Below are 26,920 nucleotides of genomic sequence, written 5' to 3'. Positions count from 1 at the left end.
CGGAAGACGACCATGTACCGTTACGACGAGTTCGACCATGATTTCGTGAAGGCCCGCGTCGCCGAATTCAGCGACCAGGTCGAGCGCCGCCTTGGTGGCGAGATCACCGAGGATCAGTTCCGTCCGCTGCGCCTAATGAACGGCGTCTATCTCCAGCTCCACGCCTACATGCTGCGCATCGCCGTGCCCTACGGCACGTTGAACTCGAAGCAGATGCGCATGCTCGGCCACGTCGCCCGCAAATACGACAAGGGCTACGGCCACTTCACCACGCGCCAGAACATCCAGTTCAACTGGCCGGCTCTGTCGGATATTCCAGCGATCCTCGCCGACCTCGCTTCGGTCGAGATGCACGCCATCCAGACCTCGGGCAACTGCATCCGCAACGTCACCGCGGACCACTTCGCCGGCGCCGCCGCCGACGAGGTTGCCGATCCGCGTCCCTATGCCGAGATCCTGCGCCAGTGGTCGTCGGTGCATCCGGAGTTCTCCTATCTGCCGCGCAAATTCAAGATCGCGGTGACCGGTGCCGAGCGCGACCGTGCCGCCATCCAGACCCACGACATCGGCCTGCATCTCAAGAAAAACGACAAGGGCGAGCTTGGCTTCGCCGTCTATATCGGCGGCGGCCAGGGCCGTACGCCGATGGTCGCCAGGAAGATCCGCGACTTCCTGCCAGAGGAACACCTGCTCTCCTACACCACGGCGATCTTGCGCGTGTACAATCTCCATGGCCGCCGCGACAACAAGTACAAGGCGCGCATCAAGATACTGGTCCACGAGACCGGCGTCGACGAGATCACGCGTCAGGTCGACGCCGAATGGCAGGCGCTGAAGGACGGCGAGCTCAAGCTGCCGGAAGCCGATGTCGCTGCGATCCAGGCCTATTTCGCGCCGCCGGCGCTTGCGGCGCGCCCCGAGGGCGATGAGGCCGTCAAGCTAGCGCGGCTTGATTCCAAGAGCTTCGGCGACTGGATCGACCAGAACGTCTTCACCCACCGCAATCCCGACTATGCTGCCGTCACGATTTCGCTCAAGGGCATAGGCGAGGTGCCGGGCGACGCCACCGACAGCCAGATGGAGGCCGTCGCCGACATCGCCGAGAAGTACGGCTTCGACGAGATCCGCGTCAGCCACGAGCAGAACCTGATCCTGCCGCATGTCGCCCGCGCCGACCTCAAGGCGGTCTACGACGCGGTGGTGGCGATCGACCTCGCCACCGCGAATTCGAACCTGATCAGCGACATTATCGCCTGCCCGGGCCTCGACTATTGCGCGCTGGCCAATGCCCGCTCGATCCCGGTGGCGCAGGAAATCTCGAAGCGCTTCGCCTCGCTCGAGCGCCAGCGCGACATCGGCGAGCTGAAGCTCAAGATCTCCGGCTGCATCAACGCCTGCGGCCACCACCATGTCGGCCATATCGGCATTCTCGGCGTCGAGAAGAAGGGCGCGGAGCTCTACCAGGTGACGCTCGGCGGTTCGGCCGACGAGCATACCTCGGTCGGCGAGATCATCGGCCGCGGCTTCGGCCCGGAAGAGATCACCGATGCCATCGAGACGATCGTCGAGACCTATCTTGCAATCCGGCTCGACCGGTCGGAAAAGTTCCTCGACGCCTATCGCCGCATCGGCCCGGCGCCGTTCAAGGAGGCGCTTTATGCTAGCGAAGCCAAGGCAGCCTGACGCCGACATCGAAGCGCAGGTTCTGGCCGAAGCCGCATCGCTTGACGCGCTCTATGGGAACCTTTCGCCCCTGGAGATCATCGAGCGCACGGCCGGCGACCGCTTTGCCGGCGAAATTGCCGCCGTTTCCTCGTTCGGCGCAGATTCGGCGGTGCTGCTGCACCTGATCGCCGAAGTCGACCGCAACCTGCCGGTGATCTTCCTCGACACCGGCAAGCATTTCGGCGAAACGCTCGACTATCGCGACGCGCTGGCCGCCGATTTCGGCCTGACCGACATCCGGGTCATCACCCCCGACGAGGCGGCCCTGGCGCGCATCGACCCGACCGGCAATCTCCACCAGACCAGCACCGACGCCTGCTGCGACGTGCGCAAGGTCGAGCCGATGGCCCGCGGCGTCGAGCCCTTCAGTGCCTGGTTCACCGGCCGCAAGCGGTTCCAGGCGTCGACGCGCGCGGCCTTGCCGGTGATCGAGCAGATCGGCCCGCGCTTCCGCATCAATCCGCTGGCGCGCTGGACGACCTCGGATCTTGCCGACTACATGCGCAAGCATGCCTTGCGCGAGAACCCGCTGGTCGCCTACGGTTACCTGTCGATCGGCTGCTTCCCGTGCACCCAGCCGGTCAAGCCCGGCGAGGATGCCCGCAGCGGGCGCTGGGCAGGCCAGGGCAAGACCGAATGTGGTATACATCTCTCCGGCCTCGAACAGTCGCTGACCGACGCATCCCTCTAGGAATTCTGCAATGACCGACGTGACACCGGAGACCAAGACCCGCCTCTGGACCCCGGAGGGTTTCCGCGACGACGGCTGGATCCATGCCGAGGATGCCGGTGCCCTGGCCGGCAACAGCCGGGTCATCCTGTCGCTGCCCGCCTTCCTCGAACTCGATCCCCAGCAACGCGAGGCCGCCAAGGAGCGCATTGGCGTGCTGCTGCAGCCGGGTGACCAGTTGGAGTCGATCGTGGACCTGCTCGACCAGCTGTCGCTGGTGGCGCTTGCCTTTCCGGCCTTCAACGACGGACGTTCCTTCTCGAAGGCCGAACTGCTGCGCAGCCGCCACGGCTTCGATGGTGCCGTTCGTGCGACCGGCCAGGTATTGATTGATCAGTTGCCGCATATGCTGAGGGTGGGCTTCGACGAGTTCGAGGTGTCGCATCCGGTGCTGCTGAAGCGGCTTGAAGCGGGGCAGGTCGGCGGCTTGCCGTTGCACTATCAGCCCGCGACGAAGCCGGCGGACAAGGGTGCCGGCTATTCATGGCGACGGGTGCAGGCCAAAGCCTGAATCTAGGGTTTTGGATGAGGTTGCGTCCGCTCAGCCGCTTCCAGCCTGTCGAGCAGGCGGCGAAGCTTTTGTGGCAGATCGTCCTCAGCCTGGAATGCCGGCAACGCTTCCAGAACGCGCAGATTGCTTTCCGTGGCCAGTTCGCCTCGGATGTTGGTCGCCAACTTGGCTGTTGCGATTTTGTTGATGCGTCTGCTCGGCATGGCAAAGGACCTGTTCCTTCCTCGGCAAAACTCCTGCCAAATGCAAATGGTTCCCAAATCGATCGCCCGCCATGGCAATGGTCGGCCTCTATGGTAAAACTTGAATTAACATTGAAGTATGGGGGCTTGCCGGACCGCCGCTCGGGGCGGCGAAAGGGCGCGGCATCGCGCCCGGCGGCCCTTGCCCCCTTGATTTTTGGCCCCCGAACCTCGATATCGGGCGCAACTTCCAACGTATCCGAATAACGGGAATTGGCGATGAGCGACCAGGCAAAAGACGAACGCGCGCCCGACGAGACGGCGGCTGTCGAGGCCCAGGCCGAAAAGATCGAGGGCGGCGTCGATGGCGATTATGAAGCCGTCGTGCGGCTGCTGAAAGAAAACGAGGAACTGAAGGACCGCGCCCTGCGCACGGTTGCCGAGATGGAGAACCTGCGCCGCCGCACCGCGCGCGACGTTCAGGATGCCCGTGCCTATTCGGTGGCCAACTTCGCCCGCGACATGCTTTCGGTTTCCGACAATCTGCGCCGCGCCATCGAAGCGGTTTCCGATGAGGCCAAGGCTGCCGGTGGCGCGGGCCTCGCAAGCCTCATCGAAGGCGTCGAGGTGACCGAGCGTGCCATGCTGACGGCCCTGGAACGCCATGGCGTGCGCAAGCTCGACCCGCAGGGCGAGAAGTTCGATCCCAATTTCCACCAGGCGATGTTCGAGGTGCCCAACCCCGACGTGCCGGCCAATACGGTCGTGCAGGTCGTGCAGTCCGGCTACACCATCGGTGATCGCGTGCTGCGTCCGGCCATGGTCGGTGTCGCCAAGGGCGGCCCCAAGCATGTCGCCGAGGCTCCGGCGGAGCCCGGCCCGGTCAACGAGCAGGCCGAGAAGGACGCGTAGGCAGCGAATAGCGAATAGGGAGTAGCGAATAGGGAATTGGCGGGTAATGTGGCTGTAAAGCCGGGGTGCCTGCAATGCTCTTCTTTTATTCGCTACTCACTACTGCCTATTCGCTCCCTTCATGAATCCGCTGCTCTACCTCGACTATGCCGGCGTGGCGGTGTTTGCCGCCACGGGCGCGCTTGCCGCCTCGCGCAAAGAGCTCGATGTCATCGGCTTCCTGTTCCTGGCGAGTTTCACCGGAATCGGCGGCGGAACGGTCCGCGACGTCATCCTTGGCTTGCCGGTTTTCTGGGTGGTCAACCCGGCCTATGTGCTGGTCTGCGCCGCGATCGCGGTGCTTGTCTTCTTCACCGCTCATCTTGTCGAATCCCGCTACAAGCTGCTGCTCTGGCTCGATGCCCTGGGCATGGCCGCCTATGCCGCCATCGGTGCGGCGAAAGGCCTGGAAGCCACCGGCTCGCCGACGGTTGCCATCATCATGGGCATGCTGACGGCGACCTTTGGCGGCATCCTGCGCGACCTGCTCGCCGGCGAGCCGTCGGTCCTGCTCAAGCCCGAGATCTATGTCTCGGCGGCGATGGTGGGGGCAGGCATCTACACGCTGGCCGAGCTCGCCGACCTGCCGCCCGAGGTGTCGGCGGTCGTCGCCTTTGTCGCCGCCTTCATGGTGCGTGGCGGTGCGCTGAAATTCGGCTGGACCTTCCCGGCCTACCGCAGCCGCCCTGGGCGGAGGCCGGAAGACATTCCATGATCTTCGGAGCTATACCTGCCCGCGAGGCTGGCTCTACTATGCCTAGGGAAGGCAGAGGACAGCATCCATGCAGCATCGAGTAGTGGTCGTCGGCGCGGGCTTCGGCGGTCTGGAAGTCGTCAAGGCGCTGGCCGGCGCGCCTGTCGGCATCACCCTCATCGACCGGCGCAACCATCACCTGTTTCAGCCTCTGCTCTATCAGGTGGCCACCGCCTCGCTGGCGACATCGGAGATTGCCTGGCCGATCCGCTCGGTGGTGCGGGACAGGCCCGAGGTTACGACGGTGCTGGCGAATGTGACGGGCGTCGATGCCGCGCGCCGGCACGTGTTGCTCCAGGACGGCAAGACGGTGCCCTACGACACGCTGGTGCTGGCGCCCGGCGCCCGCCACGCCTATTTCGGCCATGACGAATGGGAGCCTTTCGCACTTGGCCTGAAGACCCTCGAGGATGCAACGACCATCCGGCGGCGCATACTGATGGCGTTCGAGCAGGCCGAGCGCGAGACCGACCCAACTAGGCAGGCGGCGTTGCTGACCTTCGTCATCGTTGGCGCCGGTCCAACCGGCGTGGAAATGGCCGGAACGATCGCCGAGCTGGCGCGGGACACGCTGCGGCGGGAGTTTCGCAACATCGACACCGCCAGGGCCCGCGTCGTGCTGATCGAGGCCGGACCGCGGGTGCTGGCAGGCTTTCCCGACGATCTCTCGGACTACGCCCTTCGTTCGCTGCGCAAGCTCGGCGTCGAGGTCGAGCTCGGTCGCGCGGTTTCCGACTGCACGGCTGACAGCGTCGCCTATGGCGACGTTCGCCTGGCCACCAGAACCATCATCTGGGCCGCCGGCGTGCGGGCCTCGCCCGCCGCCGAGTGGCTGGATGCGCCGGCCGACAGGGCAGGGCGCCTCGAGGTGATGCCCGACCTGACGGTGCCCGGTCATCCCGACATTTTCGCCATTGGCGACGTGGTGACGGTGGTAGGCCCGACCGGCAAGCCCGTTCCGGGCATTGCGCCTGCCGCCAAGCAGGAGGGCAAGCATGTCGCCGGCATCATCAAGGCACGGCTGGGTGGCAAGATCGAGCCTATGCCCTTCCACTATCGCCACCAGGGAAGCCTTGCCCAGATCGGCAAACGGCGCGCGGTGATCGACTTCGGCCGCCTCAAGCTGCGTGGCGCATTGGCGTGGTGGCTATGGGGTGCCGCCCATATCTACTTCCTCATCGGCTCGCGCGCCCGGTTGAGCGTGGCGATCAACTGGCTCTGGATTCACGCCCGCAACCAGCGGAGCGCGCGGCTGATCACCCAGGGCGAGGCCGCCGACCTGTCGCTCGGCAAGCAGGCCGAGCCGCCCGGGCCCGGCAGGATTAGCTGATACCGCCCGCGCCGATCATGGACCATGCCACAGTTCGCCAGCCGGGTTCCCGTCCTACGTTTCGGTGAAAGCGGCGAGGTTTTCGAGCGAAGAGGCGATGCCCTCGCGATGGTCGTCCTCGCCGATTCCAGGCGGCACGTCCTCGCACCGGACAGTGACATTGGTGCCTCCTTCGACAGGCTCCAGCGTGGTCACGATCCGCATGGTCCCTGCGAAGGCCGGGTCATCCGATTCGAACGCGATGACCTCGACGACGTGCCTGTTGGGCACCAGCTCGACGAAACGGCCCTCGAAGACGTCGGCGCTGTCGGTGGTTTTCCCGTGTCCCCCACCGTCCTCGTAGATGAAAGTCATGCGAAAGGCGCCGCCTTCGCGTGGTTCGAAGGCCAGGATTTCGGCCCGCATGCCCTTTGGCGGGCGCCAGCTTGCCACGGCCTCCGGGTCCACCAGCGCACGATAGATGGCCGCTGGCGGAGCCTTGATGATCCTCGAGCCGGTGTCGGTCCGCCGGGTGTAAGTCATGATTCTTCCTCCGTCTCCCCGGCCGCTCAGCCTATCGCTTGCCGCGCCTTGACCAGGCTTTTGGGAGCCTGCATCAGCCAGGCGCGTTCGAGGCGTGTCTTGAGCTGGTCGAGCGGGATGTCGTGGATGCGCACCAGCATTGCCGGCCAGCCCTTGTAGTGGGCGGTCTCGAAATAGAGATGCGGATCGGCCTCCATCAGCATCTCCTTCTCTTCCAGCGCACACATCACCGCGACCGTGTCGGCATCCTTGACGCGGCAGAGGAATTTCTTGCGGACGTGAAGAGACGGTGTGCCGTAGGACGTGCCCTCAACCACCTCCGCCAGCCCCTCGGCCGCTGCGCGCAGCTTGTCGAAGGCGGGCTGGAGGTTGTCGGCCATGATGCTAAGCGGCGAAGCGCTGCGTTTCCCCGCCATAGTAATTGATGTAGCGGGTGCCGATTTCCTTGACCGGCATGACGACAAAGACGTCGACGGTACCGAAATCATGGTCGATGACGCAGCCGTCGCCGATCTTGGCACCGACGCGCAGATAGCCCTTGACCAGCGGCGGCATGGCCGAGATCGCCGCCTTGGCATTGACCGCCTCGATCGGCATCAGGTCCATCTGGCAATAGCGCCCGGCCACCGCGCGCACATCCCAGTCGGCGCTGGTGCGGCAGTGATGGGCGAGATAGGTCAGCGCCTCGGCATGTGCCGCCGGCACCGTGCCGTGGAACGAGGCGCAGCCGGTCATGACGTCGATGTCGTAGCGGTTGAGATAGGCCCAGATGCCCTGCCATAACGCCTCGATGGTCCGCTTCGAGCGGTATTCCGGCAGCACGCAGGAGCGGCCGAGTTCCAGGAAGCGCTGGCCGGGATGGCGGGCGATCAGCTTGTTGAGCTCGAATTCGTCGTCGGAGTAGAAGCCGCCGGCTTCGGTAGCGCGCTCCTGGCGCAACAGGCGGTAGGTGCCGACGATACGGCGATGCTCGGGGCCGTTGATCGACGTGTCGAAGACGAGAAGATGGTCGCAAATGTCGTCGAACCGGTCGGCATCGCGTCGGTCGATCGAGTGCAGCGCCTGCTTCCTTGCACCGAGTTCGTCGAAGAACACGCGATAGCGCACTTCCTGGGCCGCCGCGATCTCTGATTCGTTGCGGGCGAGGCGAACCTCCAGTGTTCCGATCCGTCCGAGCGGCGCTTCAGGCAACAGAGGTTTGGAAGGCACGGTCACCTTGGCGCCATTGGCTTTCTGAGTGTCACTGTCCGGCAAGGCTGTATGCACGGGTGATTCTCCTTCGAGCCATCCCTCCTGGCGCGGGGATACGGTGTCGGTGCTACAGGATTGTGACAGTATCGTGATCGACCCGCCCGGGCAAGACTTGGTCGGGCGGCAAGAGAGCCTAGCCGGCTAGGAAAATCAGTCAGTTGTAGTTCAGGCTGCCGCCCGTTGCTCGACAAGGTTGATCAGTACGTCGGGGTCGAGTGGCTTGGTGACAAAGCCACTGGCGCCATGGGCAAGCACGGCATGGCGGGTCTTTTCCTGGCTGTCGGCCGACAGGACGAGGATCGGCACCGCGGCAAGGCCATGCTGTTCTTCATGCCTGCGGATGGCCGAAATCGCGTCCAGCCCGTCCATCACCGGCATGTGCATGTCCATCAGCACGACGTCATAGCGGCGCTTGCGGGCGGCCCCTGTCACGGCTTCGACGGCGGCCTTGCCGTTGCTGACGACGTCGACCCGGTGACCCGCCTTCAACAATGCCGCACGGGCCAGCATGGCATTGATCTCGTTATCTTCGGCGATCAGCACCGAAAGCCCCTGCAGGTGGCGGCTCGCAGCCGGCTTTGCCGCGGCGCGGCGGCTGGTCGGCTGCGGCTGCAGTCCATTCTGGTTCGCCAAGAGCACGCGCAGCAAGGTCTCGGCGCGCACCGGCCTGGCAAGGAAGGTCGAGTAGCCGCTGGCGCGCAATTCGCCCAGCAGGCCGCGGTCGGTAGGCGCAATCAGCGTCACGGCCTCGCTCGCCGCGAAGCCGTTCTCGCGCAATTGCCTGAGCACCCGGCCGTCGTTTTCTTCCATCGCCGCATCGACGAGGATCGCATTGCAGCCGTCGGAAATGGCGGCTGCCTGCTCCGGGGTGACGACGACATTGGCGCGACCGCCATGGGCGCGGATGGTGTCGGCGATCGCTTCGGCCTCGGTGGCGTTCCTGGACAGGATCACGGCGCAGCGGCCGGCCAGGACATCGGTTTTGGCCGGCGTTCCGTCGGTGGCGCCATAGGCGGGCAGGTCGAAGAAGAACTCCGAGCCTTCGCCGGGCATGCTCCTTGCGGCGATGGTGCCGCCCATCGACATGACCAGCCGCTTGGAGATGGCAAGACCGAGGCCGGCGCCGCCATGCGAGCGGGTGGAGGTGCCGTCGCCCTGCTCGAACTCCTCGAAGATGCGCTCCATGTCCTCGGCGCGCAGGCCGGCGCCGGTGTCGGTGACGGTGAAGCGGATCCTGCCGGGGTGTTCGTCGCCGGTCCGCTCGACCGTGAGGCGCACGCCCCCGGCGTCGGTGAACTTGATGGCGTTGCCGATCAAATTGAGCAGCACCTGGCGCACGCGGCCGGGATCGGCGGTGATCATCTGCGGCACGTCGGGTGCGACGTGGCAGCCAAGGCCGATGCCCTTGCCGTAGGCGCGCGCGGCCAGCAGTTCGACCACGTTGTCGGCGATCTCGCGCGGCGACATCGGCTGCGGCTCTGGGTCGAACCGGCCGGCCTCGATCTTGGAATAGTCGAGCAGGTCCTCGATCAGCGCGAGCAGGGCGCTTGCCGATGTCGAGATTGCGCCGACATAGGTGCGCTGCTCGGGCGAAAGCTCGGTGTCGTGGAGCAGCTTCGCCATGCCCATGATTCCGTTCATCGGCGTACGGATTTCGTGGCTGACGGTGGCGAGGAAGCGTGACTTGGCCTGGCTCGCATATTCGGCGCGCTCGCGTGCGCTGATCAGCGCCGTTTCGGCGCGCTTGCGGGCGGTGATGTCGCGGGCGATGGCCCGGTGCGACACGGCGTTGCTGGTCTTGTCGCGCACCGACAGCTCGATCCACGAGAACCAACGCACCATGCCCGCCGAGCGGATGCCGACATCGGTCGAGCTCAGGCACTCCCCCTCCGAGAAGGCGGCATCCGGCACCACGCCGACATCGACGCCGATTTCAGACAGGGTGCGGCCGGCGAGGTCGCGCTGGTCCTGCCCGATAAGCTCGGCGAACACCTTGTTGGCGTAGACGATGCGGCCGTCGCGGTCGCGGTGCACGACCAGGTCGCCGAGCGCGTCGATGAGACCGCGGAAACGCTCCTCGCTTTCCTGCAATTCCCACATGCGGTCGGCGAGCGTTTCGATCTCGGCGCGGCTGCGCGAGGCGTTTTCGCTGATCGCTTCTGCGGCACGTTCACGCTCGCCCAGGCTACGGGCGAGCAGCACCAGACCGCTGAGGCCGGCCGCAAGCAGGCCGATGCTGATGAACGCTGGCGCACCGGTCAGGTGGGAAAGGCCGGCAAGGACGAGCACGGCGACCAGGGTGGTGAAGTAGAGGCCGCGCGGCGGCTCCTTCAGCAGTTCCGGCGCCAGCGGTGGCGGCGAGATGATGCGACGGTGCGATATCGCGGCGCCGGCGCCGATATCGGCGGCACCTTGCGTCGTCGTTCCTTCCGCGGTCTCGGAATCCGTCATCATGGCGGAATGCTAGCGCGGAGAGCTTAGGGAAGATTTGGGCGGATAGTTCGAATTTTAGCGGTCGCGCGCTTTTTGGCTGTGACCGTGAGAACTACTGGACGTAGCTCTTGTAGACGTAGCCGCGCTTGCCGTTGAAAACGATTTCGCACCATTGCGTGCACGAGACCACTTCGACTGCGGTCTTGGCGGGTATGACGCCCAGGACCGCGCCACCTTTCTGGGGCTTGGCGCGCATGTTCACCGAGCGTTTGACCGTGCCGCCGCGCGTGCCCTCGGTGGTCTTTATCTCGGCCTGGAGCGCCTTGACGGCTGAGGTCTCGCCGGGATCGGTCTCGGCGTGGGTTTCGGCCAGCGCGAGTGGTGCGGTTTCGCTGAGATCCCTTGCGATCACCTTTTCGGCGCCGGGGATTGCCGGCATCGCCTCGAGCGGCTGGGTCGCGCCTGCGGCCACGACCTGCGCCCAGCGCGGATCGGCCGCCAGCGGCATGTCGGACGCTTCCGACGCGGACGCTTCCGAAACCAGGATCGAACTGCGCGAGGTGGCAACCCGCTCCTTGCGGCCGGTTGGTTCGGCTGTAATGGTTGTGATCTTTTCTTTTGCCGGCTCGGCAGCGGCCTGCTGGATCTCCTGCACCGCGTCGACGGACTGCTGGCCCATATGCGGGAGGATGAACAATGCAGAGACGGCGGTGACGCTCATGAGCGCGGTCATGGCCAGGACGCCGCAGACCAGGCCACGGTTAGGCGCGTTCTCGCGCCACGAGGCGGTCTCGGTCTTTGTGAACATCATAGCGGAGCGCGGCTGATTCGCTGCGCCCAACCCGAAGGGCATTTTCACAAGCAACTCTCCACTCAGGCCCCAAGCGCTCGCAATATCGAGCGTCCCCACCTGTCGTTTCGACCCGCAAATCTTCGCCACGTGGCCGCAAGACAGTTTAGGCGGTGCCTTTCGGCCCGTCCGCCGAACGCACCATGATCACCGATTGTGGCAGAGCTTGGACCCGATTGCGACCTTCGTCAAAAAATTCTTAACCGCTAAATGAAGTCTGTGGGAAAATTCCGTCTAACTTCACGTAGAGATAACTGAACGTAAGACAACTTGATCCGGCCCGGATTCGGTCCGGATTGGCGGTGCGACGGCAGAATTAATCGTCGGATGGGGCCGCCTGGTGGCGGCTGCGCCGCCACGCCAGGAACTCGTCGAGCACGACCAGTGCTGCGCCGACCGAGATGAAAACGTCGGCAAGATTGAAGATGGCGAACGACCACACCGGCGTGTGGAACAGGATGTAGTCGATGACGTGGCCGTAGACGGTGCGGTCGATCAGATTGCCCAGCGCCCCGCCGACGATCAGCGCGAAACCGAAGCGGGATATGATCTGCGCCGGGGTCGTGCGGATGGCCAGGTAGCTCACAAAGGCGATGACGATGCCGGTCAGCACGATGAGGCCGGTATCGCCGACGTTTGAGAACATCGAAAAGGCGATGCCGGTATTGTAGGTGCGGTAGAGCGCCAGGAACGGCAGCACGTCCACTTTCTCGTGCATGACGAGCATGGTCTCGACGAGCAGCTTGATCCACTGGTCGAGTGCGACGGCGAGTATCGTCACGAGCCCATAGAATGCGGCTGGCTTCACATGGGGCTCCTAAAGCTTCAGGGCGTTGCGCCGGATCTCGAACAGCATGACGCCGGTGGCCACCGCCAGGTTGAGCGAATCGGCGCGGCCCGCCTGCGGGATGCGCAGCAGCTTGTCGCAGCCATTGGCCAGATTGTCGGGCAGGCCCTGCTGCTCGTTGCCCATCATCAGGAGCACCGGGCGGTTGCCGAAATCGACGGAACGATAGTCGACCGCGCCCTTGAGGTGTGTGCCGGCGACGGTGCCGGGGAAATCCTTGCGCCAGGCGAGGAAGCCCTCGGGGGTGGTCTTGGCGACCGGCACGGCAAAGATCGACCCCATCGTCGCGCGCACGGTTTCGAGCGAGAACGGGTCGGTGGTTTCGCCGACCAGGATCACGCCCTTGGCGCCGACGGCATCGACGGTGCGGATGACGGTGCCGAGATTTCCCGGGTCGCGGACCCGGTCCAGCGCCACCCAGACGTCATTGCTGTGCGGGCGAATGTCCTTGAGCGGCACGAAGCGCTGCGTGAACACGCCGACCACCGCCTGCGGATTGTCGCGCCGGGTGATCGCCGTAAGCACCTTTTCGGAGACCTCGAGCACGTCGCCGCCCAAGGCGACGGTGCGCGCCGCGACTTTCTCGACGGCCTGGTTGCCCAGCGCCGACTTGGCGAAGATCAGCGTCTTGATCGTCCAGCCGAGATCGAGCGCGTCGATGACCAGCTTCAGGCCTTCGGCCATGAAGGCGTTCTGCTGGTCGCGGAATTTCTTGAGCGCCAGGGCCTTAATGTCCTTGACCAGCGGATTGGCCAGGCTCGTCACTTCCTTGACGCGGCCGGGCGCCCCGGTGCGGTGTTCGCTCATTGGGCTACCCAGCGCGAGAAAAGCGATGTGGACAGGGCTCGGCCGGCCGACTTCTCGCGGATGACCAGTTCGCCCGATTCGATGGTGCCGCCCATGCCGGCGAAGGTGTCGCGCATCAGGGCATGGATGGCGAAGAACGAGGCGCGGATCGAATAGGCCGTCAGTACCACTGCCAGCGGCTTCGGCGTCAGGATCGAGCGGCAGATGTCGGTCATGGCGGGCAAGCTCTCGAACAGTTGCCACACCTCGCCCTTGGGGCCGCGGCCATAGGCCGGCGGATCGAACAGGATGATGTCGTAGCGGCTGCTGCGGCGCTCCTCGCGCTCGACGAATTTCATCGCGTCCTCGCAGATCCAGCGGATCGGCTTGTTGGCGAGGCCTGCCATCTCCTGGTTCTCGCGGGCCCAGCCGATGGCCTTCTTGGAGGCGTCGACATGGGTGACTTCGGCGCCGGCGCGTGCCGCGACCAGCGAGGCCACACCGGTGTAGCCGAACAGGTTGAGCACCTTGACCGGGCGTTTGGCGTCCTCGATCAACCGCGCCATGTGGTCCCAGTGCCTCGCCTGCTCGGGAAACACGCCGACATGGCGGAACGAGGTGAAGCGGCCCTGATAGTGCAGTCCGTCATGGCGCATCGGCCAGGTCTCGCCGAGCGGTGCCTTCGGGAAACGCCAGCGGCCAAGGCCTTCTTCGTCGGTGTCGCCGGTGAAGACGGCGTCGGCGCGCTCCCATTCCTTGGCCGGCAGTGCGCGCTGCCAGATAGCCTGGCCCTCGGGCCGGACGATGCGATAGGGGCCGTATTGTTCGAGCTTCTCGCCGTCGCCGCTGTCGAGCAGGGCATAATCGTCGTTGGGCGCGACTTCGAGGATCAGCGGCAGGCGTTCGGCCGGCAAGGCGCCTTCGCGGCGCACCAGCTTGCGCGGTTCCGCCTTCGGCTCCGGCTGATGGTCCTGTCTTGGAGCCAGGCGCTGCTGCTCCGGCTTGCGTTCCGGCCGTTCGACGCGGTCGCGCGCCTGCGCGGGCGCAGCACCGCCCTTGCGGGAGGGCTGCGGGCGGCTGTCGCGGCGTTTGTCACGCGGGTGCTTCAAGGAAAAATCTCTCCGGACGATTGGCCGCTTTTGACACAGGGCACCGCACGCCGCAACCTGACGGGAGGTCGCGCGCCCGGACGGAACGATTTCCGGCAGAGCCGTAGCTGCGCGTTCGGCAGCAGAAAGCCAGCTCTGTGATCGCCAGGGTTCGCGGGGCTATGCCTTAAGCGCCTTATAGACGGCGATGCCGGCGGCGAGGTCCTCGAGTGCGGCGCCCACCGACTTGAACAAGGTGATCTCGTCCGCCGACTGGCGGGCCGGCTTCTGGTCGCGGGCGAGTTCGTGCAGGTCGGCGACGATGTCGTCGGCCTTGAGCACGCCCGCGGCAATCGGCTGGACGATGTCGCCGGCTTCCTTGGTGGCGCCGGCGCGGGTGTCGACATAGACACGGGCCTTGGCGATTGCGTCGTCGTCGGCCTCGCGCATGCCCGGCGTGAAGCCGCCGACGAGGTCGACATGCGCTCCCGGCTTGAGCTTGGCGCCCTTGACCAACGGCACCGTCGAGATCGTGCCGGCGGTGATGATGTCGGCCCATCCGAGCTCGGCGTCGAGATCCGATACGGCTTTCGCCTCAAAACCGTCGCCGCGCAGCGAGGCGGCAAGCTTCTCGGCGTTGGCAAGTGTCCGGTTCCAGACGCGGATCTCCTTGACCGGCCGCACCGCGGCATGGGCGCGGGCAAGGAACTGGCACTGCGCGCCGGCGCCGATCACCAGCAGCTTCGAGGCATCCTCGCGCGCCAGGTAGCTTGCTGCCAGCGCCGAGGCGCAGGCCGTGCGCCATTGCGTCAGGCGCGGACCATCCATCAGCGCCTGCGGTTCGCCGGTGACCCCGTCGAGCAGCAGGTAGAGCCCGACCACGGCGGGCTTGGCGATGTCGTTGTTGTCGGGCGAGACGGTGACGATCTTGACGCCGATATGGCCCTCGGCGGCAGCGCCCGCAGCCTTGAAGTCGGTCCAGGCGGGCATCAGCAGCAGCGTCGAATCGGTGCCTTGGGCACGCTCGACGGTGTGATGGTGGCGCACCGGCTGCACCGCGCCCTCGCGGAAGGCGGTGCGCAATGTCTCGACCAATCCGGGAAAGGTCAGCGCCCGGTCGATGTCGCCGGCCGAAAAGTGCAGCATGGAATTCTCCTTGAAAAGGCGCTCACGCGCCGGAGCGGATCAGTTGGGGCGCGGCAGGGCCGGGCCTTGAGCAACCGGAGGCCGCTGGGCCGCTGCCTGGCGCAGGCTTTCGGCTTCGAGACCGCGCTGGCGCGCCACCTTGCGGTAGCGGCCCTGCTTGAACCAGGTCACCGCGCCGCCGAGGATGACGCCGAGCGCCAACGCCAGGAACAGCAGCACGAACAGCGGTGCCTGAACCGTCAGCGCCGGGTTGCCCGGGTTGAACGGATCGAGCGTGAAGGCGGTCGGGGCGCGGTTGGCCACGGCGAGTGCGATGAGCACGATCGCCACCGGCACGAACACCACGATGAGCATGAAGCGATTGAACATGAATCTTCCCGTTTGAGCCCCCGGGGTGGCCGTACGCCGGCCTATTTCGCCGAGTTCAGCCGCTCGCGCAGCTCCTTGCCGGTCTTGAAGAACGGCACCCACTTTTCCTCGACCTCGACGGATTCGCCGGTGCGCGGGTTGCGGCCGGTGCGGGCCGGACGGTTCTTGACCGAGAACGCGCCGAAGCCGCGCAGTTCGACACGGTTGCCGTCGGCCAGCGCATCGGTGATTTCGTCGAAGATGGCGCTGACGATGTTCTCGACATCCCGCAGGAAAAGATGCGGATTGCGTGTCGCAATGATTTGCACCAGTTCAGACTTGATCATGAGCGCGGTCCCCGTCGAAATTATGATGATTTTGCTTGTTTTTCAGTCGCCTGACACGGCTTTTTCAGCCTGCCAGAGCGACAGCATACCGTCAAGGAACAAGCGTTCCGCGCCCATTTCCCTGAGCAGTTCGGCGGAGAAGTCGCCGACGCCGAGCGTGCGGCCCAGCGCCTGCGCCAGTGCGCGCGGCAGGAACATGCTGCCGCTGCCTGCCGGCTTCCATTCGACCACCGACAGCCTGGCGTCGACACCCTTGGTGCCGAGCCATGCGATGGCCTGGTCTTCGCCGCCGACCTCGTCGATCAGCTTCTTGGCAAGCGCCTGGCGCCCGGTGAATACCGAACCGTCGGCGAGCGCGGTGGCTTCCGCCTTCGACATCGAACGGCGCTCGGCGACGATGCCGACGAACCAGTCGTAGCTGTCGAGGATCATGTTGCGCATCATCGCGCGTTCTTCCTCGGTCGTCGGGTTGAAGGGCGAGGGCTCGGCCTTCAGCGGCGACGACTTCACTTCTTCCAGCTTGATGCCGAGCTTGTCCATGAGGCCGGTGAGGTCGGGAAACTGTACGAGCACGCCGATCGAGCCGACGATCGACGACTTTCGCGCCACGATGTGGTCGGAAGCCGAGGCGATCATGTAGCCGGCCGATGCTGCTAGCGTACCGACCTGGGCGACGACAGGCTTTTCGGCGGCCAGCTTGCGAACGGCATCGAAGATCGCCTCGCCGCCGGCGGTGGTGCCTCCGGGCGAATCGATCGACAGGATCACGCCCTTGACCGAACTGGACTTGCGCACCTGGTCGAGCCGGTCGAGCAGGTCCTCGTCCTCGGTGATGGTGCCTTCGATCTTGACCTTGGCGATATGATCGCTGGCCACACCGGGAATTCTCTCGCCGGCAAGCCATGTCGACAGGCCGACAATGGCCAGTCCGGCGATGAGGAAGGCTGCGATACGCCAGAAAGTGAGCTTGCGCCGCAACCGGCGTCGGTCGATCAGATCGTCGGCTTTCATGGACATTGCGGGCCTCGCATGCTGTGCAAGCCTGCGCTTTTATCGCAACGGTTTGGCGAGAGCCACCGCTTTCCTGACGCAGCTGCCGTTGCGGGACCTTGGATTTGTAAGGTAAATAGCCATATTCGGGTTTGCATTTCGGCAGCCGGATGCGCGTCTATTGCGCGTCCGGCCGCAACTCTTTGACCTTATGGTCATATTTTTGTGGCTTTCATCCGTTTCACCGTGCCGGCCTGAAGGCGGCCTGGAATAGTTCGAAGAAGGACATTTGCGTTGGCGCGACCAATCGAGACGAGCGGCGGCGGAAGCGGCGTTGCGGTGGACACCGCGATCGCGCTTGCGACGTCGCGCGCCGATGCCTTCGATCTTGCCGCGCGCCATTCGCGCCGGGTCCGCGTCCTCAAGCGCGCCTTGCCGGCAGCCGCGGTGGCGCTTGCCGTCCTGTTCGGCGGCTATTCCTATCTTGCCGCACCGCCCTCCCTCCAGGTCAAGGCCGAAGGAGCCGCCTTCTCGGAGGGCAAGCTGGTGATGGCCAAGCCCCAGCTCAGCGGTTTCACCCGGGACAATCTGCCCTATTCGATGACAGCCGAGCGCGCGGTTCAGGATCCGGCCAACCAGGGCGTCGTCGAATTGCATGGCATTGACGCCAATCTGCCGCTCTCCGCAGACAACGTCGCCGAGGTCGATGCGGCACGCGGCGTCTACGACCGCGTAGGCAATACGCTCAACCTGACCGAACAAGTAACCGTAACGACCAGCGACGGCATGGTCGCCAAGCTTAAATCGGCGTATCTCGACATGGGCAGCGGTGCGATGAAGACCGACGAACCGGTCGAAATAACCCTTGACGGTTCGAAGATCACGTCCGATTCGATGTCGATGCTTGAGAACGGCAAGGTGGTCGTCTTCGAGAAGCGTGTGCGCATGGACATTGATCCGGCGCGAATGAAGGCGGCACAGAATGGCAGCGGAGGCGGGAGTGCGGCAAATTAGGTCTTGGCGGTCATTGGCCGCCCTAGCATGCGCAGGGGTGGCGCTTGGCGTGACGGGTGCTTACGCCCAGGACAGCCAGAGCAGGCTTTCGGGCCTCAAGCTGTCGGGCGACCAGCCGATCCAGATCGAGAGCGACAAGCTTGAGGTCCGCGAATCGGAGAATCTGGCGATCTTCACCGGCAATGTCAGCGTCACCCAGGGCCCGACGGTGATGAAGTCGGGCAAGATGACCGTCTACTACGCCAAGGATGGCGGCTCGGCGGCCACCGGTTCGGCCAACATCGATCGGCTCGAAGTCGATGACAAGGTCTATGTGAAGTCCGACAAGCAGGTTGCCACCGGTGATCGCGGCACCTTCGACATGAAGACCGAGGTGTTGGTGATGTCGGGCAAGGAAGTCGTCCTGTCCGAAGGCGACAACGTGCTCGTCGGCTGCAAGCTCACCGTCCAGATGAAGACTGGTCTTGCCCAGGTCGACGGCTGTAACAAGGGCGCCAAGGGCAACGGCCGCGTCATGATGTCGATCACGCCGGGTTCGCAGAAGAAATAATGACGGAGGCATCCCCGCTGTTGTCGCGTCTGAAGCCTGGCTCGGCGCAGGAACTCGCCGCGCCCGCGACGATGGGCAGTGCCAGGAACGGCAAGTTCAAGGGCACCCTGATCGCCAAGGGCCTGACCAAGAGCTACAAGGGCAGGCAGGTGGTGTCGGGCGTGACGCTGGGCGTGCGTGCCGGCGAAGCCGTCGGCCTGCTCGGCCCCAACGGCGCCGGCAAGACGACCTGCTTCTACATGGTGACCGGCCTCGTGCCGGTCGACCAGGGCACGATCGAGATCGACGGTTTCGACGTCACGCAGATGCCGATGTATCGCCGTGCGCGCCTCGGCATCGGCTACCTGCCGCAGGAAGCCTCGATCTTCCGCGGCCTTTCGGTCGAAAACAACATCCGAGCCATTCTCGAAGTGGTCGAGAAGAGCCGCAAGGAGCGCGAGAAGTCGCTCGATGCGCTGCTCGAGGAATTCCACATCAGCCACCTGCGCAAGGCCCCGGCGATCGCCCTTTCGGGCGGCGAGCGGCGGCGGCTCGAGATTGCGCGGGCTCTCGCCAGCCGGCCTAACTACATGCTGCTCGACGAGCCCTTTGCCGGCATCGACCCGATCGCCGTCGCCGACATCCAGCAGCTCGTCCGCCACCTGACCAAGCGCGGAATCGGCGTCCTGATCACCGACCACAACGTTCGCGAGACGCTCGGCCTCATCGACCGCGCCTACATCATCCATGCCGGCGAGGTGCTGACCCACGGCCGCGCTGATGAGGTCGTCGCCAATCCCGACGTCCGCCGCCTCTATCTCGGCGAGGGTTTTACCCTCTAGCTGGCGATTGCACAGCCTGCGCGCGAACCGGGCAGCGGTATGTTGCCATGGCGTGTCTGCTTGGCATGCCGAGGGTGTCCTGCGCCGCAAATAGCGTCGGCGAAGCCCCAATCTGCTTGACATGCAAAAGCTGGGCCAGTTCTATCTACGCTGGTAGGCGTGCCGGTTTTCGGCCGTCCTGGGTCGGGATCGGTTACCTCAGATAATGGCGCTGTCGGCAAAACTACAGCTACGGCAGTCGCAGTCCCTGGTGATGACGCCCCAGCTGATGCAGTCGATCCGGCTGCTGCAGTTCACCCACACCGAGCTTGAGCGTTTCATCGACGACGAGATCGAGCGCAATCCCCTGTTGGAACGCGCCGAAGCGCCCGAAGACGCGCCCGGCGACCAGTTTCCGAAGATTGAAACGCAAGGCGAGGCCAACGCTGCGCCGAGCGACGACTGGTTCGAAGGCGAGGCCGGCTGGAGTTCCGAAGCCATCTCCGAAAAGCTCGACACTTCGCTCGAGAACCTGTTTCCCGACGATCCCGGTGCCGTCGAGCGAATGGGCCCGGACCTTGCCATGCAGTGGAAGTCGGCCTCCGCCGGTTCCAGCTCCGGCGGCTCGTCCGAAGGCTTCGACATGGAGGATATGGCCGCTGCAGCAGTGACACTGCGCGATCATGTCGGCGAGCAGATTTCATTCGCCTTTGTCGATCTGGCGGAGCGGCTGGTCGCTTCCGAATTGACCGACTGGCTTGACGAGGCGGGCTACTTCCGAGGCGAGCCTGTCGAGATCGCCGGCCGGTTCGGCGTCGACGAGGCATTTGTGCTGAGGGTACTTGCCGGCTGCCAGGGCTTCGATCCGGCTGGCCTGTTTGCGCGCGACCTTGCCGAGTGCCTGCGCATCCAGCTTGGGCGCCGCGACCGCCTCGATCCGGCGATGGCGGCACTGGTCGACAATCTCGAACTGTTGGCCAAGCGCGATTTCCAGAGCCTCAAGCGCATCTGTGGCGTCGACGAGGAGGATCTGCTCGCCATGCTGGCCGAGATCCGTGCCCTCGACCCCAGGCCGGGCGGCGGCTTTGTCGGAGGTGCTGCCGACACCATCGTGCCCGACGTCGAGGTGCGCCAGGCCGCCGACGGCAGCTGGGCCGTCGAACTCAACCCCGAGACCTTGCCACGCGTCCTGGTCGACCAGGTCTATTTCGCCGAGGTGACGGGCCGCACCAAGGACCAAGGCGAGCGCAACTTCCTCTCCGAGTGCCTGCAGAATGCCAACTGGCTGACGCGCAGCCTCGACCAGCGCGCCAAGACCATCCTCAAGGTCGCCGCCGAGATCGTCCGCCAGCAGGACGCCTTCCTCGTCCATGGCGTGCGCCATCTCAGGCCTCTCAACCTGCGCACGGTCGCCGACGCCATCGGCATGCATGAATCGACGGTCAGCCGCGTCACGGCCAACAAATACATGCTGACGACGCGCGGCGTGTTCGAACTGCGCTACTTCTTCACCGCCTCGATCGCGTCTGCCGAGGGCGGCGAGGCCCACTCTTCAGAGGCAGTCAGGGACCGGATTCGACAGATGATCGAGGAGGAGCAGGTCGCCGACGTGCTTTCGGACGATGCCATTGTGGATATCTTGAAGAAAAGTGGCGTGGACATCGCTCGCCGCACCGTCGCAAAATATCGTGAGGGCATGAACATCGCCTCGTCGGTGCAGCGCCGGCGCGAAAAGCGCGCTATAGCAGGTACCGCGAACTAGCCGAAAAGCGGTGTATTTGGGCCGATCCGGGCCCTTGATTGACAATCCCTAATGAAGTGTCTAGAAGCCCGCCCGCATGAAGAGGGCTGAGCCCGCCAAGGAAAGATGCGGCACAGGATGGCTTGCGACACGAGCCAGCGGCTGCCGGGTGGTGGCCCAAGATCAGCCGACAGGTTCGGACTTAAATTCGGTGTGGCAAGCGAGGCAACGCTTGTTTGCATCGGCCACGGGTATAAACTCGGACCAGTTTGAAGTCTGAACAGAAAAGGTCAGTTTTCAGATGAGCCTGCGTATTTCAGGAAAGCACATGGATGTCGGCGATGCGTTTCGTGCGCGCATCGAAGGACGTATCGGCGAAGCGATCGGCAAATATTTCGATCGTGGATTTTCCGGACACGTCAACGTCGTGAAGGCCGGCTCGCGCTACACCGCCGATTGCGTGGTGCGGCTCGATTCGGGCATGTCGTTGCAAGCGACCGGAGACGCCCAGGAACCGACTGCCGCGTTCGACGCGGCGGCCGACAAGCTCGAAACCCGCTTGAGGCGCTACAAGCGCCGGCTCAAGTCACACAATATGGGTGCAGGCAACGGCGAGTTGACCGACATTGCCTACTCGGTGGTGGCAGCCCTCGTCGATGACGACGAAGACGTGCCCGAGGATTTCGCACCCGCCATCGTCGCCGAATCGACGATGGTACTGAAGACCATGTCGGTGGCTTCTGCGGTCATCGAGCTCGACACCAAGGACAGCCCCGTTGTGGTCTTCCGCAATGCCGGCAACGAGCAACTCAACATTGTCTACCGCCGGTCTGATGGAAACATCGGCTGGATAGATCCCTCGACCGCAAAGGTCGCTCAGGGATAGTCGCCGCCGACCGCATGTGGGGATTTGGGGTAATGCGGCGGTGAGCACAGCAAGGGAATTTCAGCATGGATCTGAGTGATCTGATCGAGGTACCGGCGATCATGCCGGCCTTGAAGGCGAACTCGAAGAAGCAGCTTTTGCAACTTCTCGCCGAAAGGGCCGCAGCGATTTCCGGCATCCCCGAGCGGGAGGTGTTCGACACCATCCTACAGCGCGAGCGTCTTGGCTCGACCGGTGTCGGCAATGGCATCGCCATCCCGCATGGAAAGCTCGCAGGGGTGAAGCGCATTACCGGCGTCTTCGCGCGCCTGGAAACGCCGGTCGATTTCGAGGCGCTGGACGACCAGCCGGTCGACCTCGTCTTTCTGCTTCTGGCTCCTGAAGGCGCCGGTGCCGATCATCTCAAGGCACTGTCGCGCATCGCGCGTGTGCTGCGCGATGCCGACACGGTTGCCAAGATTCGCGGCACCCGGGATTCGTCGGCCATACACGCGCTGCTGTCGGAAACGCCTGCGTCGCACGCCGCCTGATTTCGATTGTTGGAAAAAGCTTGGAAGGGCCGCGTCTTGCGGCCCTTTTCCGTTTCGCCTGTCACATAGGCCTGCCGGGCCGACAACCCCTGCAAGGTTAGTGGATGGCGACGGTCGTCAGATCGTTTTCCATGGCGCCGGCAAGGGCGCGGTCACGGGCATCGGACAGCAGGATCGGCTCGCCATTGGCGGCAAACAGCGCCCACAGCTCAAGGCCGGGATCGATCTGCGTCAGGCCTGGGAAACGGCCGCGCAGGTCGTCGCTGGAAACCTTCCGGAGATAGGCGACGGAGCCTTCGCCGAGATGGGCGAGTTCACCCGTGGTCATGGTGTGTCTCTGGTCAGTACTGGGCATTTTCAGCCTCCTTCTAGCCTGGATGCCATGATGGCCATCCCGCATGAGAGCTTCGGCAGTGTTTATTCTGCTACCGATATGTTTATTTTTCGTACCAGGCGTTCAGCTTCCGGTCGGTCGAGGTCGACCGACAGCAAACCGTTCTTCAGGTCGGCCGCGATCACCCGCATCCCGTCGGCCAGCACGAAGCAGCGTTGGAACTGCCGCGAGGCAATGCCCCGATGCAGGAACTCGCGCTCCTTTTCGTCACCCTGTCGGCCACGCACGATGAGCTGGTTCTCCTCGACGGTGACTTCCAGGTCGTTTTCGGCAAAACCCGCCACCGCCAGCGTGATCCGCAGCCTTTCGCCCCGTTCGTCGGCATCCCGGATGCGTTCGATGTTGTAGGGCGGATAGCTGTCGCCCGACTTGGCAAGGCGCTCCAGCGTCTTTTCCATCGTGTCGAAGCCCAGAAGCAGCGGGCTCGAGAAGGGCGTCATACGGCTCATGTTACAGCTTGTCCTCCGAGAGCGACATAATGCGGAAAAACCCGGATGGCATTTTTCCGACAGTTGTTGATATGGTCCGCCCCGTCGGCAACTTCAAGACTGCAAAAACCTGCCCAACAAGGAAAGAAAATGCCCGTACCGCGCAAGATTATCATCGACACCGACCCCGGTCAGGACGATGCCGTCGCCATATTGCTGGCGCTCGGAAGCCCCGAACTCGATATCCTGGGAATCACCGCTGTTGCCGGCAACGTGCCGCTGAAGCTGACCGAAAAGAATGCCCGCAAGATCTGCGAACTGGCCGGCCGCCCCGACGTCAAGGTCTATTCCGGCGCCATCCGCCCGCTGATCCGCGAACTCGTCACCGCCGAGGAAGTTCATGGCAAGACCGGCCTCAACGGCCCCGACCTGCCCGAACCCACCATGAAGCTGCAGGAGCAGCACGCTGTCGACTACCTGGTCGAGACGCTGATGCGCGAGGAAGCCGGCACCATCACGCTGTGCCCGCTCGGCCCGCTGACCAACATCGCCCTCGCCATGATCCGCGAGCCCAGGATTGCGCCGCGTATCAAGGAAATCGTGCTGATGGGCGGTGGTTTCTTCGAAGGCGGCAACGTCACGCCTTCGGCCGAGTTCAACATTTATGTCGACCCGCACGCCGCTGACGTCGTGTTCCGCTCGGGCGTTCCGGTCGTCGTGATGCCGCTCGACGTCACCCACAAGGCGCTGACCACGACCAAGCGCATCGACTCTTTCCGCAAGCTCGACACCAAGGTCGGCCTTGCCACCGCACAGATGCTTGAATTCTTCGAGCGCTACGACGAAGGCAAATATGGCACCGACGGCGGTCCGCTGCACGATCCGTGCGTCATCGCTTACCTTATCAAGCCTGAGCTGTTCCAGGGCCGCCACTGCAACGTCACCGTCGAGACCGCCTCGGAACTGACCATGGGCATGACCGTCGTCGACTGGTGGGGCGTCACCAAGCGGCCGAAAAACGCCATCGTCATGCGCGACATCGACCATGACGGCTTCTTCGCGCTGCTGGTCGAGCGTCTGGGCAGGCTCTAGCCGTTTTTCCGCTCCGACACGGGCAGGCAAAGCAAAAGGGGCGGCGCGAGCCGCCCCTTTCACGTCTGATGGTGCCTTTGCCTTACTTGGCTCGCGAGAACGCCAGCCACACGCCGCCGCCGACAAGGAACGTGCCGCTGATGCGGGTCATCAGCTTCAGGCGCCGGGCCGACAGGAACCTGCCGGCGCGCCCGGCGGCCACTGCATAGGTGGAATCCGACAGCGCGGCGAAGACCATGGCGGTGACGCCCATGATGACGATCTGCTGGGCATAATTGGCGGTCGGGTCGATGAACTGCGGGATGAAGGCGCCGAAGAAGATCAGCGTCTTGGGGTTGGAGATGGCAACGAGGAAACCCTGCAGGAAGAAGCCGCCGCGCGGCCGCCTGGGCATACCGTCCGCTTCCAGCTTGCCGCTGGAGCGGAACATCTGGATGCCGAGCCAGATCAGGTAGGCGGCTCCCAGTAGCCTGACCCATTCGAACCAGTGGCCCATCGTCTCGATCATCGAGTTGAGGCCGATGCCGACGATGGCAATCATCATCGCCACGCCGATCTGGGTACCGGCGACGTTGGCGAGCCCGGCGCGCGTGCCGTGCCTGATGCTCGAGGCGATGATCAGCGTGACGGTCGGCCCCGGGATCAGCACGATGACGATACATGCAACGACATAGGCGACATAGAGTTCGAGCGACATTTTTCCGTTCCTTCGGCTGTCGCCCGCAAGTAAGCACGCGGAAATCCTGCGTGTCCAGCGGAGGGAAACTCAACCCTTCAGTGCTGCGTCCACCTCTGCGGCAAGCGGGATCGCCGGCTGGGCGCCTGGCTTGAGGCAGGCGAGGGAGCCGGCCGCGGCGGCGCGGCGAAGCGCCTCTTCCAGCTCAAGCCCGGCCGACAGTCCGGCGGCAAGATAGCCGCAGAAAGTGTCGCCGGCGCCCACAGTGTCGACCGGCGTGATCTTGAGCGCGTCGACCTGGACAAGTTCGTCGCCCTTGGCTGCCAGCACGCCGTCGCCGCCGAGCGTGACGATGACGGTCGCGCCGGTGCGGCGGGCGAACTCGCCCATGCGCTGCCGCCGTTCGCCGGCGGGCAGGGTCAGCGCTTCGGCATAGAGGTCGAATTCGGTTTCGTTGGCGACGACATAGTCGGCCTTGCCGACAAAACTCGCGGCTTCCGCGCGGAAGGGTGCGGTGTTGAGCATGGTTATGGCGCCGGCCTTGCGCGCCGCATCGATCGCCGCATCCACGGTGGGCAGCGGGATCTCGTGCTGCAGCAGCACGACATCGCCCTTCTTGAACTGCGCCTTGTTGAGATCGCCCTGCACCACCGAACCGTTGGCGCCGGGCACCACGGCGATCATGTTCTCGCCGTCGCCGCCGACCAGGATCAGGGCGATGCCGGTGGCTGCCTGGATTTCGGCGACGCCGCCGAGGTCGACGCCGCCCGCCTTGAGATAGGCCGTCGCCTCGCCGGCAAAGGCGTCCTTGCCGACCGCGCCGACCATCCGCACCTGGGCGCCCGCACGCGCTGCCGCGAGCGCCTGGTTGGCGCCCTTGCCGCCGGGCGCCGACTTGAAATCGGCGCCGGGAACTGTCTCGCCGGGACCGGGAAGACGGCTTACGGTTGCGATTAGGTCGAGGTTGATGGATCCGACAACGGTGATCACGACAGTCTCCTGAAAACTCGGCGGAAACTATCCTGTGTCGCGGGCACTTGCCAGATGCCGTCTCGTCATTTGCCGGACGGCGAGACGGCGCGACATCATCGCGCGACCTGGCCGGCTTCCCACCCCAGGATGGCGCGCTTGCGCGTCAGGCCCCAGTGATAACCGGTGAGCGCGCCTGATTTGCCGAGCGCACGGTGGCAGGGCACCACGAAGGAAAGCGGGTTGGCGCCGACGGCGGCGCCCACGGCGCGGCTGGCCTTCGGCGCGCCGATCTCGGAGGCAATCGACGAATAGGTGCAGGCCCGGCCCATCGGGATCTTGAGCAGGGCCTCCCAGACGCGAACCTGGAAATCGGTGCCGATCATCACCACGCGCAACGGCTGGTCCTGACGCCAGCGCGCCGGGTCGAAGATGCGTGCCGCGTAAGGTGCCGTGGCGCTCATGTCCTCGACATAGGTGGCGTTGGGCCAGCGGCCGGCCATGTCGGCAAAGGCTTCGCGTTCTTCGCCGGCGTCGTTGAAGGACAGGCCGGCAAGGCCGCGGTCGGTGACCATGACGAGCGCCACGCCGAAGGGCGAGATGTGGAAGCCGTAGCGGATGGTGAGCCCGGCGCCGCGTGTCTTGTAGTCGCCCGGCGACATCGCCTCGTGGGTGACGAACAGGTCGTGCAGGCGTCCCGGACCGGACATGCCGAGTTCGAACGATGTTTCGAGCAGCGGCAGGCCGCCATCGAGCAGCTTGCGCGCATGATCGAGCGTCACTGCCTGCAGGAAGGCCTTCGGCGACAGCCCGGCCCAGCGGCTGAACAGCTTCTGCAGGCCGGTCGGCGTCTCGCCGACTTCGTCAGCCAATGCTTCGAGCGAAGGCTGGTCGCGATAGTCGAGGCTGATCTTTTCGATCACCCGTCGCACGGTTTCATATTCGGCGCCGACGGGCGTGATGTCCTGTTGCAGGGTGGCGATGGGGCTCATTCTCGTCTGGGCGTTCATGGCAATGTCTCCTTGAACGCCAATATCGGCTGTCGGATC

At 64.6% G+C, this 26,920-nt stretch carries 31 protein-coding genes; 14 read left to right on the top strand and 17 right to left on the bottom strand.

Features of this window, described 5'->3' with window-relative positions; translation table 11 throughout:
- Nucleotides 1-12 precede the first annotated feature (12 nt).
- The 7 genes from CO731_RS01145 (at nt 13) to CO731_RS01115 (ending at nt 6,183) form a co-directional block, all read left to right on the top strand.
- Nucleotides 13-1,683 carry a nitrite/sulfite reductase gene (locus tag CO731_RS01145; RefSeq protein WP_108605582.1) on the top strand — a complete coding sequence of 557 codons (1,671 nt, stop codon included), beginning with the start codon at nt 13-15 and terminating at the stop codon, nt 1,681-1,683.
- The gene (locus CO731_RS01140; protein WP_108605581.1) at nt 1,658-2,416 is read left to right on the top strand and encodes a phosphoadenylyl-sulfate reductase; all 759 of its coding nucleotides are present in this window, start codon (nt 1,658-1,660) and stop codon (nt 2,414-2,416) included. Before CO731_RS01145 ends, CO731_RS01140 begins: the two co-directional genes overlap by 26 nt.
- Nucleotides 2,417-2,426: 10 nt before the next feature.
- Complete coding sequence (locus CO731_RS01135; RefSeq protein WP_108605580.1) at nt 2,427-2,966, top strand: DUF934 domain-containing protein; 540 nt, start codon at nt 2,427-2,429, stop codon at nt 2,964-2,966.
- Nucleotides 2,939-3,415, top strand: coding sequence for a hypothetical protein (locus CO731_RS28530; RefSeq protein ID WP_159091514.1), 477 nt, complete (start codon nt 2,939-2,941; stop codon nt 3,413-3,415). Before CO731_RS01135 ends, CO731_RS28530 begins: the two co-directional genes overlap by 28 nt.
- Nucleotides 3,416-3,427: 12 nt before the next feature.
- Nucleotides 3,428-4,060, top strand: coding sequence for a nucleotide exchange factor GrpE (gene grpE / locus CO731_RS01125; RefSeq protein ID WP_108605578.1), 633 nt, complete (start codon nt 3,428-3,430; stop codon nt 4,058-4,060).
- Nucleotides 4,061-4,181: 121 nt separating this feature from the next.
- Complete coding sequence (locus tag CO731_RS01120) at nt 4,182-4,814, top strand: trimeric intracellular cation channel family protein (RefSeq protein WP_108605577.1); 633 nt, start codon at nt 4,182-4,184, stop codon at nt 4,812-4,814.
- Nucleotides 4,815-4,881: 67 nt separating this feature from the next.
- Nucleotides 4,882-6,183 carry an NAD(P)/FAD-dependent oxidoreductase gene (locus CO731_RS01115; protein ID WP_108605576.1) on the top strand — a complete coding sequence of 434 codons (1,302 nt, stop codon included), beginning with the start codon at nt 4,882-4,884 and terminating at the stop codon, nt 6,181-6,183.
- A 54-nt stretch (nt 6,184-6,237) separates the two neighbouring features.
- On the opposite strand, the gene CO731_RS01110 is transcribed toward CO731_RS01115, so the two are convergent.
- From CO731_RS01110 to sppA, 12 genes are all read right to left on the bottom strand, one after another.
- Nucleotides 6,238-6,705, bottom strand: a complete 468-nt coding sequence (locus tag CO731_RS01110; protein ID WP_108605575.1) for an SRPBCC family protein — start codon at nt 6,703-6,705, stop codon at nt 6,238-6,240.
- Nucleotides 6,706-6,731: 26 nt separating this feature from the next.
- Nucleotides 6,732-7,085 carry an MmcQ/YjbR family DNA-binding protein gene (locus tag CO731_RS01105; protein ID WP_108609558.1) on the bottom strand — a complete coding sequence of 118 codons (354 nt, stop codon included), beginning with the start codon at nt 7,083-7,085 and terminating at the stop codon, nt 6,732-6,734.
- Nucleotides 7,086-7,089: 4 nt separating this feature from the next.
- Entirely contained in the window at nt 7,090-7,971 is an 882-nt protein-coding gene (locus CO731_RS01100) for a GNAT family N-acetyltransferase (protein WP_108605574.1), read from the bottom strand.
- Between the two features lie 150 nt (nt 7,972-8,121).
- Nucleotides 8,122-10,410: an ATP-binding protein gene (locus CO731_RS01095; protein WP_108605573.1), complete on the bottom strand. Its 2,289-nt coding sequence runs from the start codon at nt 10,408-10,410 to the stop codon at nt 8,122-8,124.
- Between the two features lie 91 nt (nt 10,411-10,501).
- Nucleotides 10,502-11,200 (bottom strand): SH3 domain-containing protein, encoded by a 699-nt coding sequence (locus CO731_RS01090; protein WP_159091513.1) that lies wholly within the window; start codon nt 11,198-11,200, stop codon nt 10,502-10,504.
- Between the two features lie 355 nt (nt 11,201-11,555).
- On the bottom strand, nt 11,556-12,047 hold the full coding sequence (lspA, locus tag CO731_RS01085) for a signal peptidase II (RefSeq protein WP_108605571.1): 492 nt from the start codon (nt 12,045-12,047) through the stop codon (nt 11,556-11,558).
- Between the two features lie 9 nt (nt 12,048-12,056).
- A complete protein-coding gene (locus CO731_RS01080; protein WP_108605570.1) occupies nt 12,057-12,893 on the bottom strand; it encodes an RNA methyltransferase in 837 nt (278 codons plus the stop codon).
- Nucleotides 12,890-13,981 carry a class I SAM-dependent rRNA methyltransferase gene (locus CO731_RS01075; protein ID WP_108605569.1) on the bottom strand — a complete coding sequence of 364 codons (1,092 nt, stop codon included), beginning with the start codon at nt 13,979-13,981 and terminating at the stop codon, nt 12,890-12,892. Before CO731_RS01075 ends, CO731_RS01080 begins: the two co-directional genes overlap by 4 nt.
- Nucleotides 13,982-14,140: 159 nt before the next feature.
- The gene (locus CO731_RS01070) at nt 14,141-15,106 is read right to left on the bottom strand and encodes an ornithine cyclodeaminase family protein (protein WP_108605568.1); all 966 of its coding nucleotides are present in this window, start codon (nt 15,104-15,106) and stop codon (nt 14,141-14,143) included.
- Nucleotides 15,107-15,145: 39 nt separating this feature from the next.
- Nucleotides 15,146-15,475, bottom strand: coding sequence for a lipopolysaccharide assembly protein LapA domain-containing protein (locus tag CO731_RS01065; protein WP_108605567.1), 330 nt, complete (start codon nt 15,473-15,475; stop codon nt 15,146-15,148).
- A 41-nt stretch (nt 15,476-15,516) separates the two neighbouring features.
- Nucleotides 15,517-15,801 (bottom strand): integration host factor subunit beta, encoded by a 285-nt coding sequence (locus CO731_RS01060; protein ID WP_055981346.1) that lies wholly within the window; start codon nt 15,799-15,801, stop codon nt 15,517-15,519.
- Between the two features lie 42 nt (nt 15,802-15,843).
- Nucleotides 15,844-16,818 carry a signal peptide peptidase SppA gene (gene sppA, locus CO731_RS01055; RefSeq protein ID WP_108605566.1) on the bottom strand — a complete coding sequence of 325 codons (975 nt, stop codon included), beginning with the start codon at nt 16,816-16,818 and terminating at the stop codon, nt 15,844-15,846.
- Nucleotides 16,819-17,085: 267 nt separating this feature from the next.
- Here sppA and lptC point away from each other — a divergent pair, with 267 nt between their 5' ends.
- From lptC to ptsN, 6 genes are all read left to right on the top strand, one after another.
- Nucleotides 17,086-17,805 carry an LPS export ABC transporter periplasmic protein LptC gene (gene lptC / locus CO731_RS01050; protein ID WP_108605565.1) on the top strand — a complete coding sequence of 240 codons (720 nt, stop codon included), beginning with the start codon at nt 17,086-17,088 and terminating at the stop codon, nt 17,803-17,805.
- On the top strand, nt 17,774-18,355 hold the full coding sequence (locus tag CO731_RS01045; RefSeq protein ID WP_199914530.1) for an LptA/OstA family protein: 582 nt from the start codon (nt 17,774-17,776) through the stop codon (nt 18,353-18,355). Before lptC ends, CO731_RS01045 begins: the two co-directional genes overlap by 32 nt.
- Complete coding sequence (gene lptB / locus CO731_RS01040; protein WP_108605563.1) at nt 18,355-19,176, top strand: LPS export ABC transporter ATP-binding protein; 822 nt, start codon at nt 18,355-18,357, stop codon at nt 19,174-19,176. Before CO731_RS01045 ends, lptB begins: the two co-directional genes overlap by 1 nt.
- Nucleotides 19,177-19,381: 205 nt before the next feature.
- Nucleotides 19,382-20,917 carry an RNA polymerase factor sigma-54 gene (rpoN, locus tag CO731_RS01035; protein WP_108605562.1) on the top strand — a complete coding sequence of 512 codons (1,536 nt, stop codon included), beginning with the start codon at nt 19,382-19,384 and terminating at the stop codon, nt 20,915-20,917.
- Between the two features lie 280 nt (nt 20,918-21,197).
- Nucleotides 21,198-21,782, top strand: coding sequence for a ribosome-associated translation inhibitor RaiA (gene raiA / locus CO731_RS01030; RefSeq protein ID WP_108605561.1), 585 nt, complete (start codon nt 21,198-21,200; stop codon nt 21,780-21,782).
- 65 nt (nt 21,783-21,847) lie between these two features.
- Nucleotides 21,848-22,312, top strand: a complete 465-nt coding sequence (ptsN, locus tag CO731_RS01025; RefSeq protein ID WP_108605560.1) for a PTS IIA-like nitrogen regulatory protein PtsN — start codon at nt 21,848-21,850, stop codon at nt 22,310-22,312.
- A 97-nt stretch (nt 22,313-22,409) separates the two neighbouring features.
- On the opposite strand, the gene CO731_RS01020 is transcribed toward ptsN, so the two are convergent.
- Nucleotides 22,410-22,667 (bottom strand): DUF1150 family protein, encoded by a 258-nt coding sequence (locus CO731_RS01020; RefSeq protein WP_108605559.1) that lies wholly within the window; start codon nt 22,665-22,667, stop codon nt 22,410-22,412.
- A gap of 62 nt (nt 22,668-22,729) precedes the next feature.
- Nucleotides 22,730-23,155, bottom strand: a complete 426-nt coding sequence (locus CO731_RS01015) for an Hsp20 family protein (RefSeq protein WP_108605558.1) — start codon at nt 23,153-23,155, stop codon at nt 22,730-22,732.
- A gap of 129 nt (nt 23,156-23,284) precedes the next feature.
- On the opposite strand from CO731_RS01015, the gene CO731_RS01010 reads away from it, so the two are divergent.
- Nucleotides 23,285-24,226: a nucleoside hydrolase gene (locus CO731_RS01010; RefSeq protein WP_108605557.1), complete on the top strand. Its 942-nt coding sequence runs from the start codon at nt 23,285-23,287 to the stop codon at nt 24,224-24,226.
- 82 nt (nt 24,227-24,308) lie between these two features.
- On the opposite strand, the gene CO731_RS01005 is transcribed toward CO731_RS01010, so the two are convergent.
- The 3 genes from CO731_RS01005 to CO731_RS00995 form a co-directional block, all read right to left on the bottom strand.
- On the bottom strand, nt 24,309-24,923 hold the full coding sequence (locus CO731_RS01005) for a LysE family translocator (RefSeq protein ID WP_108605556.1): 615 nt from the start codon (nt 24,921-24,923) through the stop codon (nt 24,309-24,311).
- 69 nt (nt 24,924-24,992) lie between these two features.
- Nucleotides 24,993-25,892, bottom strand: a complete 900-nt coding sequence (locus CO731_RS01000; protein WP_108605555.1) for a ribokinase — start codon at nt 25,890-25,892, stop codon at nt 24,993-24,995.
- A 95-nt stretch (nt 25,893-25,987) separates the two neighbouring features.
- Nucleotides 25,988-26,881, bottom strand: a complete 894-nt coding sequence (locus tag CO731_RS00995; protein WP_108605554.1) for a methylated-DNA--[protein]-cysteine S-methyltransferase — start codon at nt 26,879-26,881, stop codon at nt 25,988-25,990.
- Between the last annotated feature and the right edge of the window lie 39 nt (nt 26,882-26,920).

The organism is Aminobacter sp. MSH1, from assembly GCF_003071665.1.
GTDB classification, from domain to species: domain Bacteria; phylum Pseudomonadota; class Alphaproteobacteria; order Rhizobiales; family Rhizobiaceae; genus Aminobacter; species Aminobacter niigataensis.
This window is presented reverse-complemented; position numbering and strand designations above follow the sequence as displayed.

What these genes read in the sequence shown, in the direction of transcription:
- CO731_RS01010 (WP_108605557.1), top strand. Translation starts at nt 23,285, where the DNA reads ATGCCCGTACCGCGCAAGATTATCATCGACACCGACCCCGGTCAGGAC.
- sppA (WP_108605566.1), bottom strand. Translation starts at nt 16,818, where the DNA reads ATGTCCATGAAAGCCGACGATCTGATCGACCGACGCCGGTTGCGGCGC.
- grpE (WP_108605578.1), top strand. Translation starts at nt 3,428, where the DNA reads ATGAGCGACCAGGCAAAAGACGAACGCGCGCCCGACGAGACGGCGGCT.
- CO731_RS01135 (WP_108605580.1), top strand. Translation starts at nt 2,427, where the DNA reads ATGACCGACGTGACACCGGAGACCAAGACCCGCCTCTGGACCCCGGAG.
- CO731_RS01095 (WP_108605573.1), bottom strand. Translation starts at nt 10,410, where the DNA reads ATGATGACGGATTCCGAGACCGCGGAAGGAACGACGACGCAAGGTGCC.
- CO731_RS01060 (WP_055981346.1), bottom strand. Translation starts at nt 15,801, where the DNA reads ATGATCAAGTCTGAACTGGTGCAAATCATTGCGACACGCAATCCGCAT.
- CO731_RS28530 (WP_159091514.1), top strand. Translation starts at nt 2,939, where the DNA reads ATGGCGACGGGTGCAGGCCAAAGCCTGAATCTAGGGTTTTGGATGAGG.
- CO731_RS01120 (WP_108605577.1), top strand. Translation starts at nt 4,182, where the DNA reads ATGAATCCGCTGCTCTACCTCGACTATGCCGGCGTGGCGGTGTTTGCC.
- CO731_RS01140 (WP_108605581.1), top strand. Translation starts at nt 1,658, where the DNA reads ATGCTAGCGAAGCCAAGGCAGCCTGACGCCGACATCGAAGCGCAGGTT.
- lptB (WP_108605563.1), top strand. Translation starts at nt 18,355, where the DNA reads ATGACGGAGGCATCCCCGCTGTTGTCGCGTCTGAAGCCTGGCTCGGCG.
- CO731_RS01105 (WP_108609558.1), bottom strand. Translation starts at nt 7,085, where the DNA reads ATGGCCGACAACCTCCAGCCCGCCTTCGACAAGCTGCGCGCAGCGGCC.
- CO731_RS01110 (WP_108605575.1), bottom strand. Translation starts at nt 6,705, where the DNA reads ATGACTTACACCCGGCGGACCGACACCGGCTCGAGGATCATCAAGGCT.
- CO731_RS01065 (WP_108605567.1), bottom strand. Translation starts at nt 15,475, where the DNA reads ATGTTCAATCGCTTCATGCTCATCGTGGTGTTCGTGCCGGTGGCGATC.
- CO731_RS01015 (WP_108605558.1), bottom strand. Translation starts at nt 23,155, where the DNA reads ATGAGCCGTATGACGCCCTTCTCGAGCCCGCTGCTTCTGGGCTTCGAC.
- CO731_RS01045 (WP_199914530.1), top strand. Translation starts at nt 17,774, where the DNA reads ATGGCAGCGGAGGCGGGAGTGCGGCAAATTAGGTCTTGGCGGTCATTG.
- CO731_RS01090 (WP_159091513.1), bottom strand. Translation starts at nt 11,200, where the DNA reads ATGATGTTCACAAAGACCGAGACCGCCTCGTGGCGCGAGAACGCGCCT.
- CO731_RS01020 (WP_108605559.1), bottom strand. Translation starts at nt 22,667, where the DNA reads ATGCCCAGTACTGACCAGAGACACACCATGACCACGGGTGAACTCGCC.
- CO731_RS01080 (WP_108605570.1), bottom strand. Translation starts at nt 12,893, where the DNA reads ATGAGCGAACACCGCACCGGGGCGCCCGGCCGCGTCAAGGAAGTGACG.
- CO731_RS01145 (WP_108605582.1), top strand. Translation starts at nt 13, where the DNA reads ATGTACCGTTACGACGAGTTCGACCATGATTTCGTGAAGGCCCGCGTC.
- ptsN (WP_108605560.1), top strand. Translation starts at nt 21,848, where the DNA reads ATGGATCTGAGTGATCTGATCGAGGTACCGGCGATCATGCCGGCCTTG.
- raiA (WP_108605561.1), top strand. Translation starts at nt 21,198, where the DNA reads ATGAGCCTGCGTATTTCAGGAAAGCACATGGATGTCGGCGATGCGTTT.
- CO731_RS01070 (WP_108605568.1), bottom strand. Translation starts at nt 15,106, where the DNA reads ATGCTGCACTTTTCGGCCGGCGACATCGACCGGGCGCTGACCTTTCCC.
- CO731_RS01005 (WP_108605556.1), bottom strand. Translation starts at nt 24,923, where the DNA reads ATGTCGCTCGAACTCTATGTCGCCTATGTCGTTGCATGTATCGTCATC.
- CO731_RS01115 (WP_108605576.1), top strand. Translation starts at nt 4,882, where the DNA reads ATGCAGCATCGAGTAGTGGTCGTCGGCGCGGGCTTCGGCGGTCTGGAA.
- rpoN (WP_108605562.1), top strand. Translation starts at nt 19,382, where the DNA reads ATGGCGCTGTCGGCAAAACTACAGCTACGGCAGTCGCAGTCCCTGGTG.
- CO731_RS00995 (WP_108605554.1), bottom strand. Translation starts at nt 26,881, where the DNA reads ATGAACGCCCAGACGAGAATGAGCCCCATCGCCACCCTGCAACAGGAC.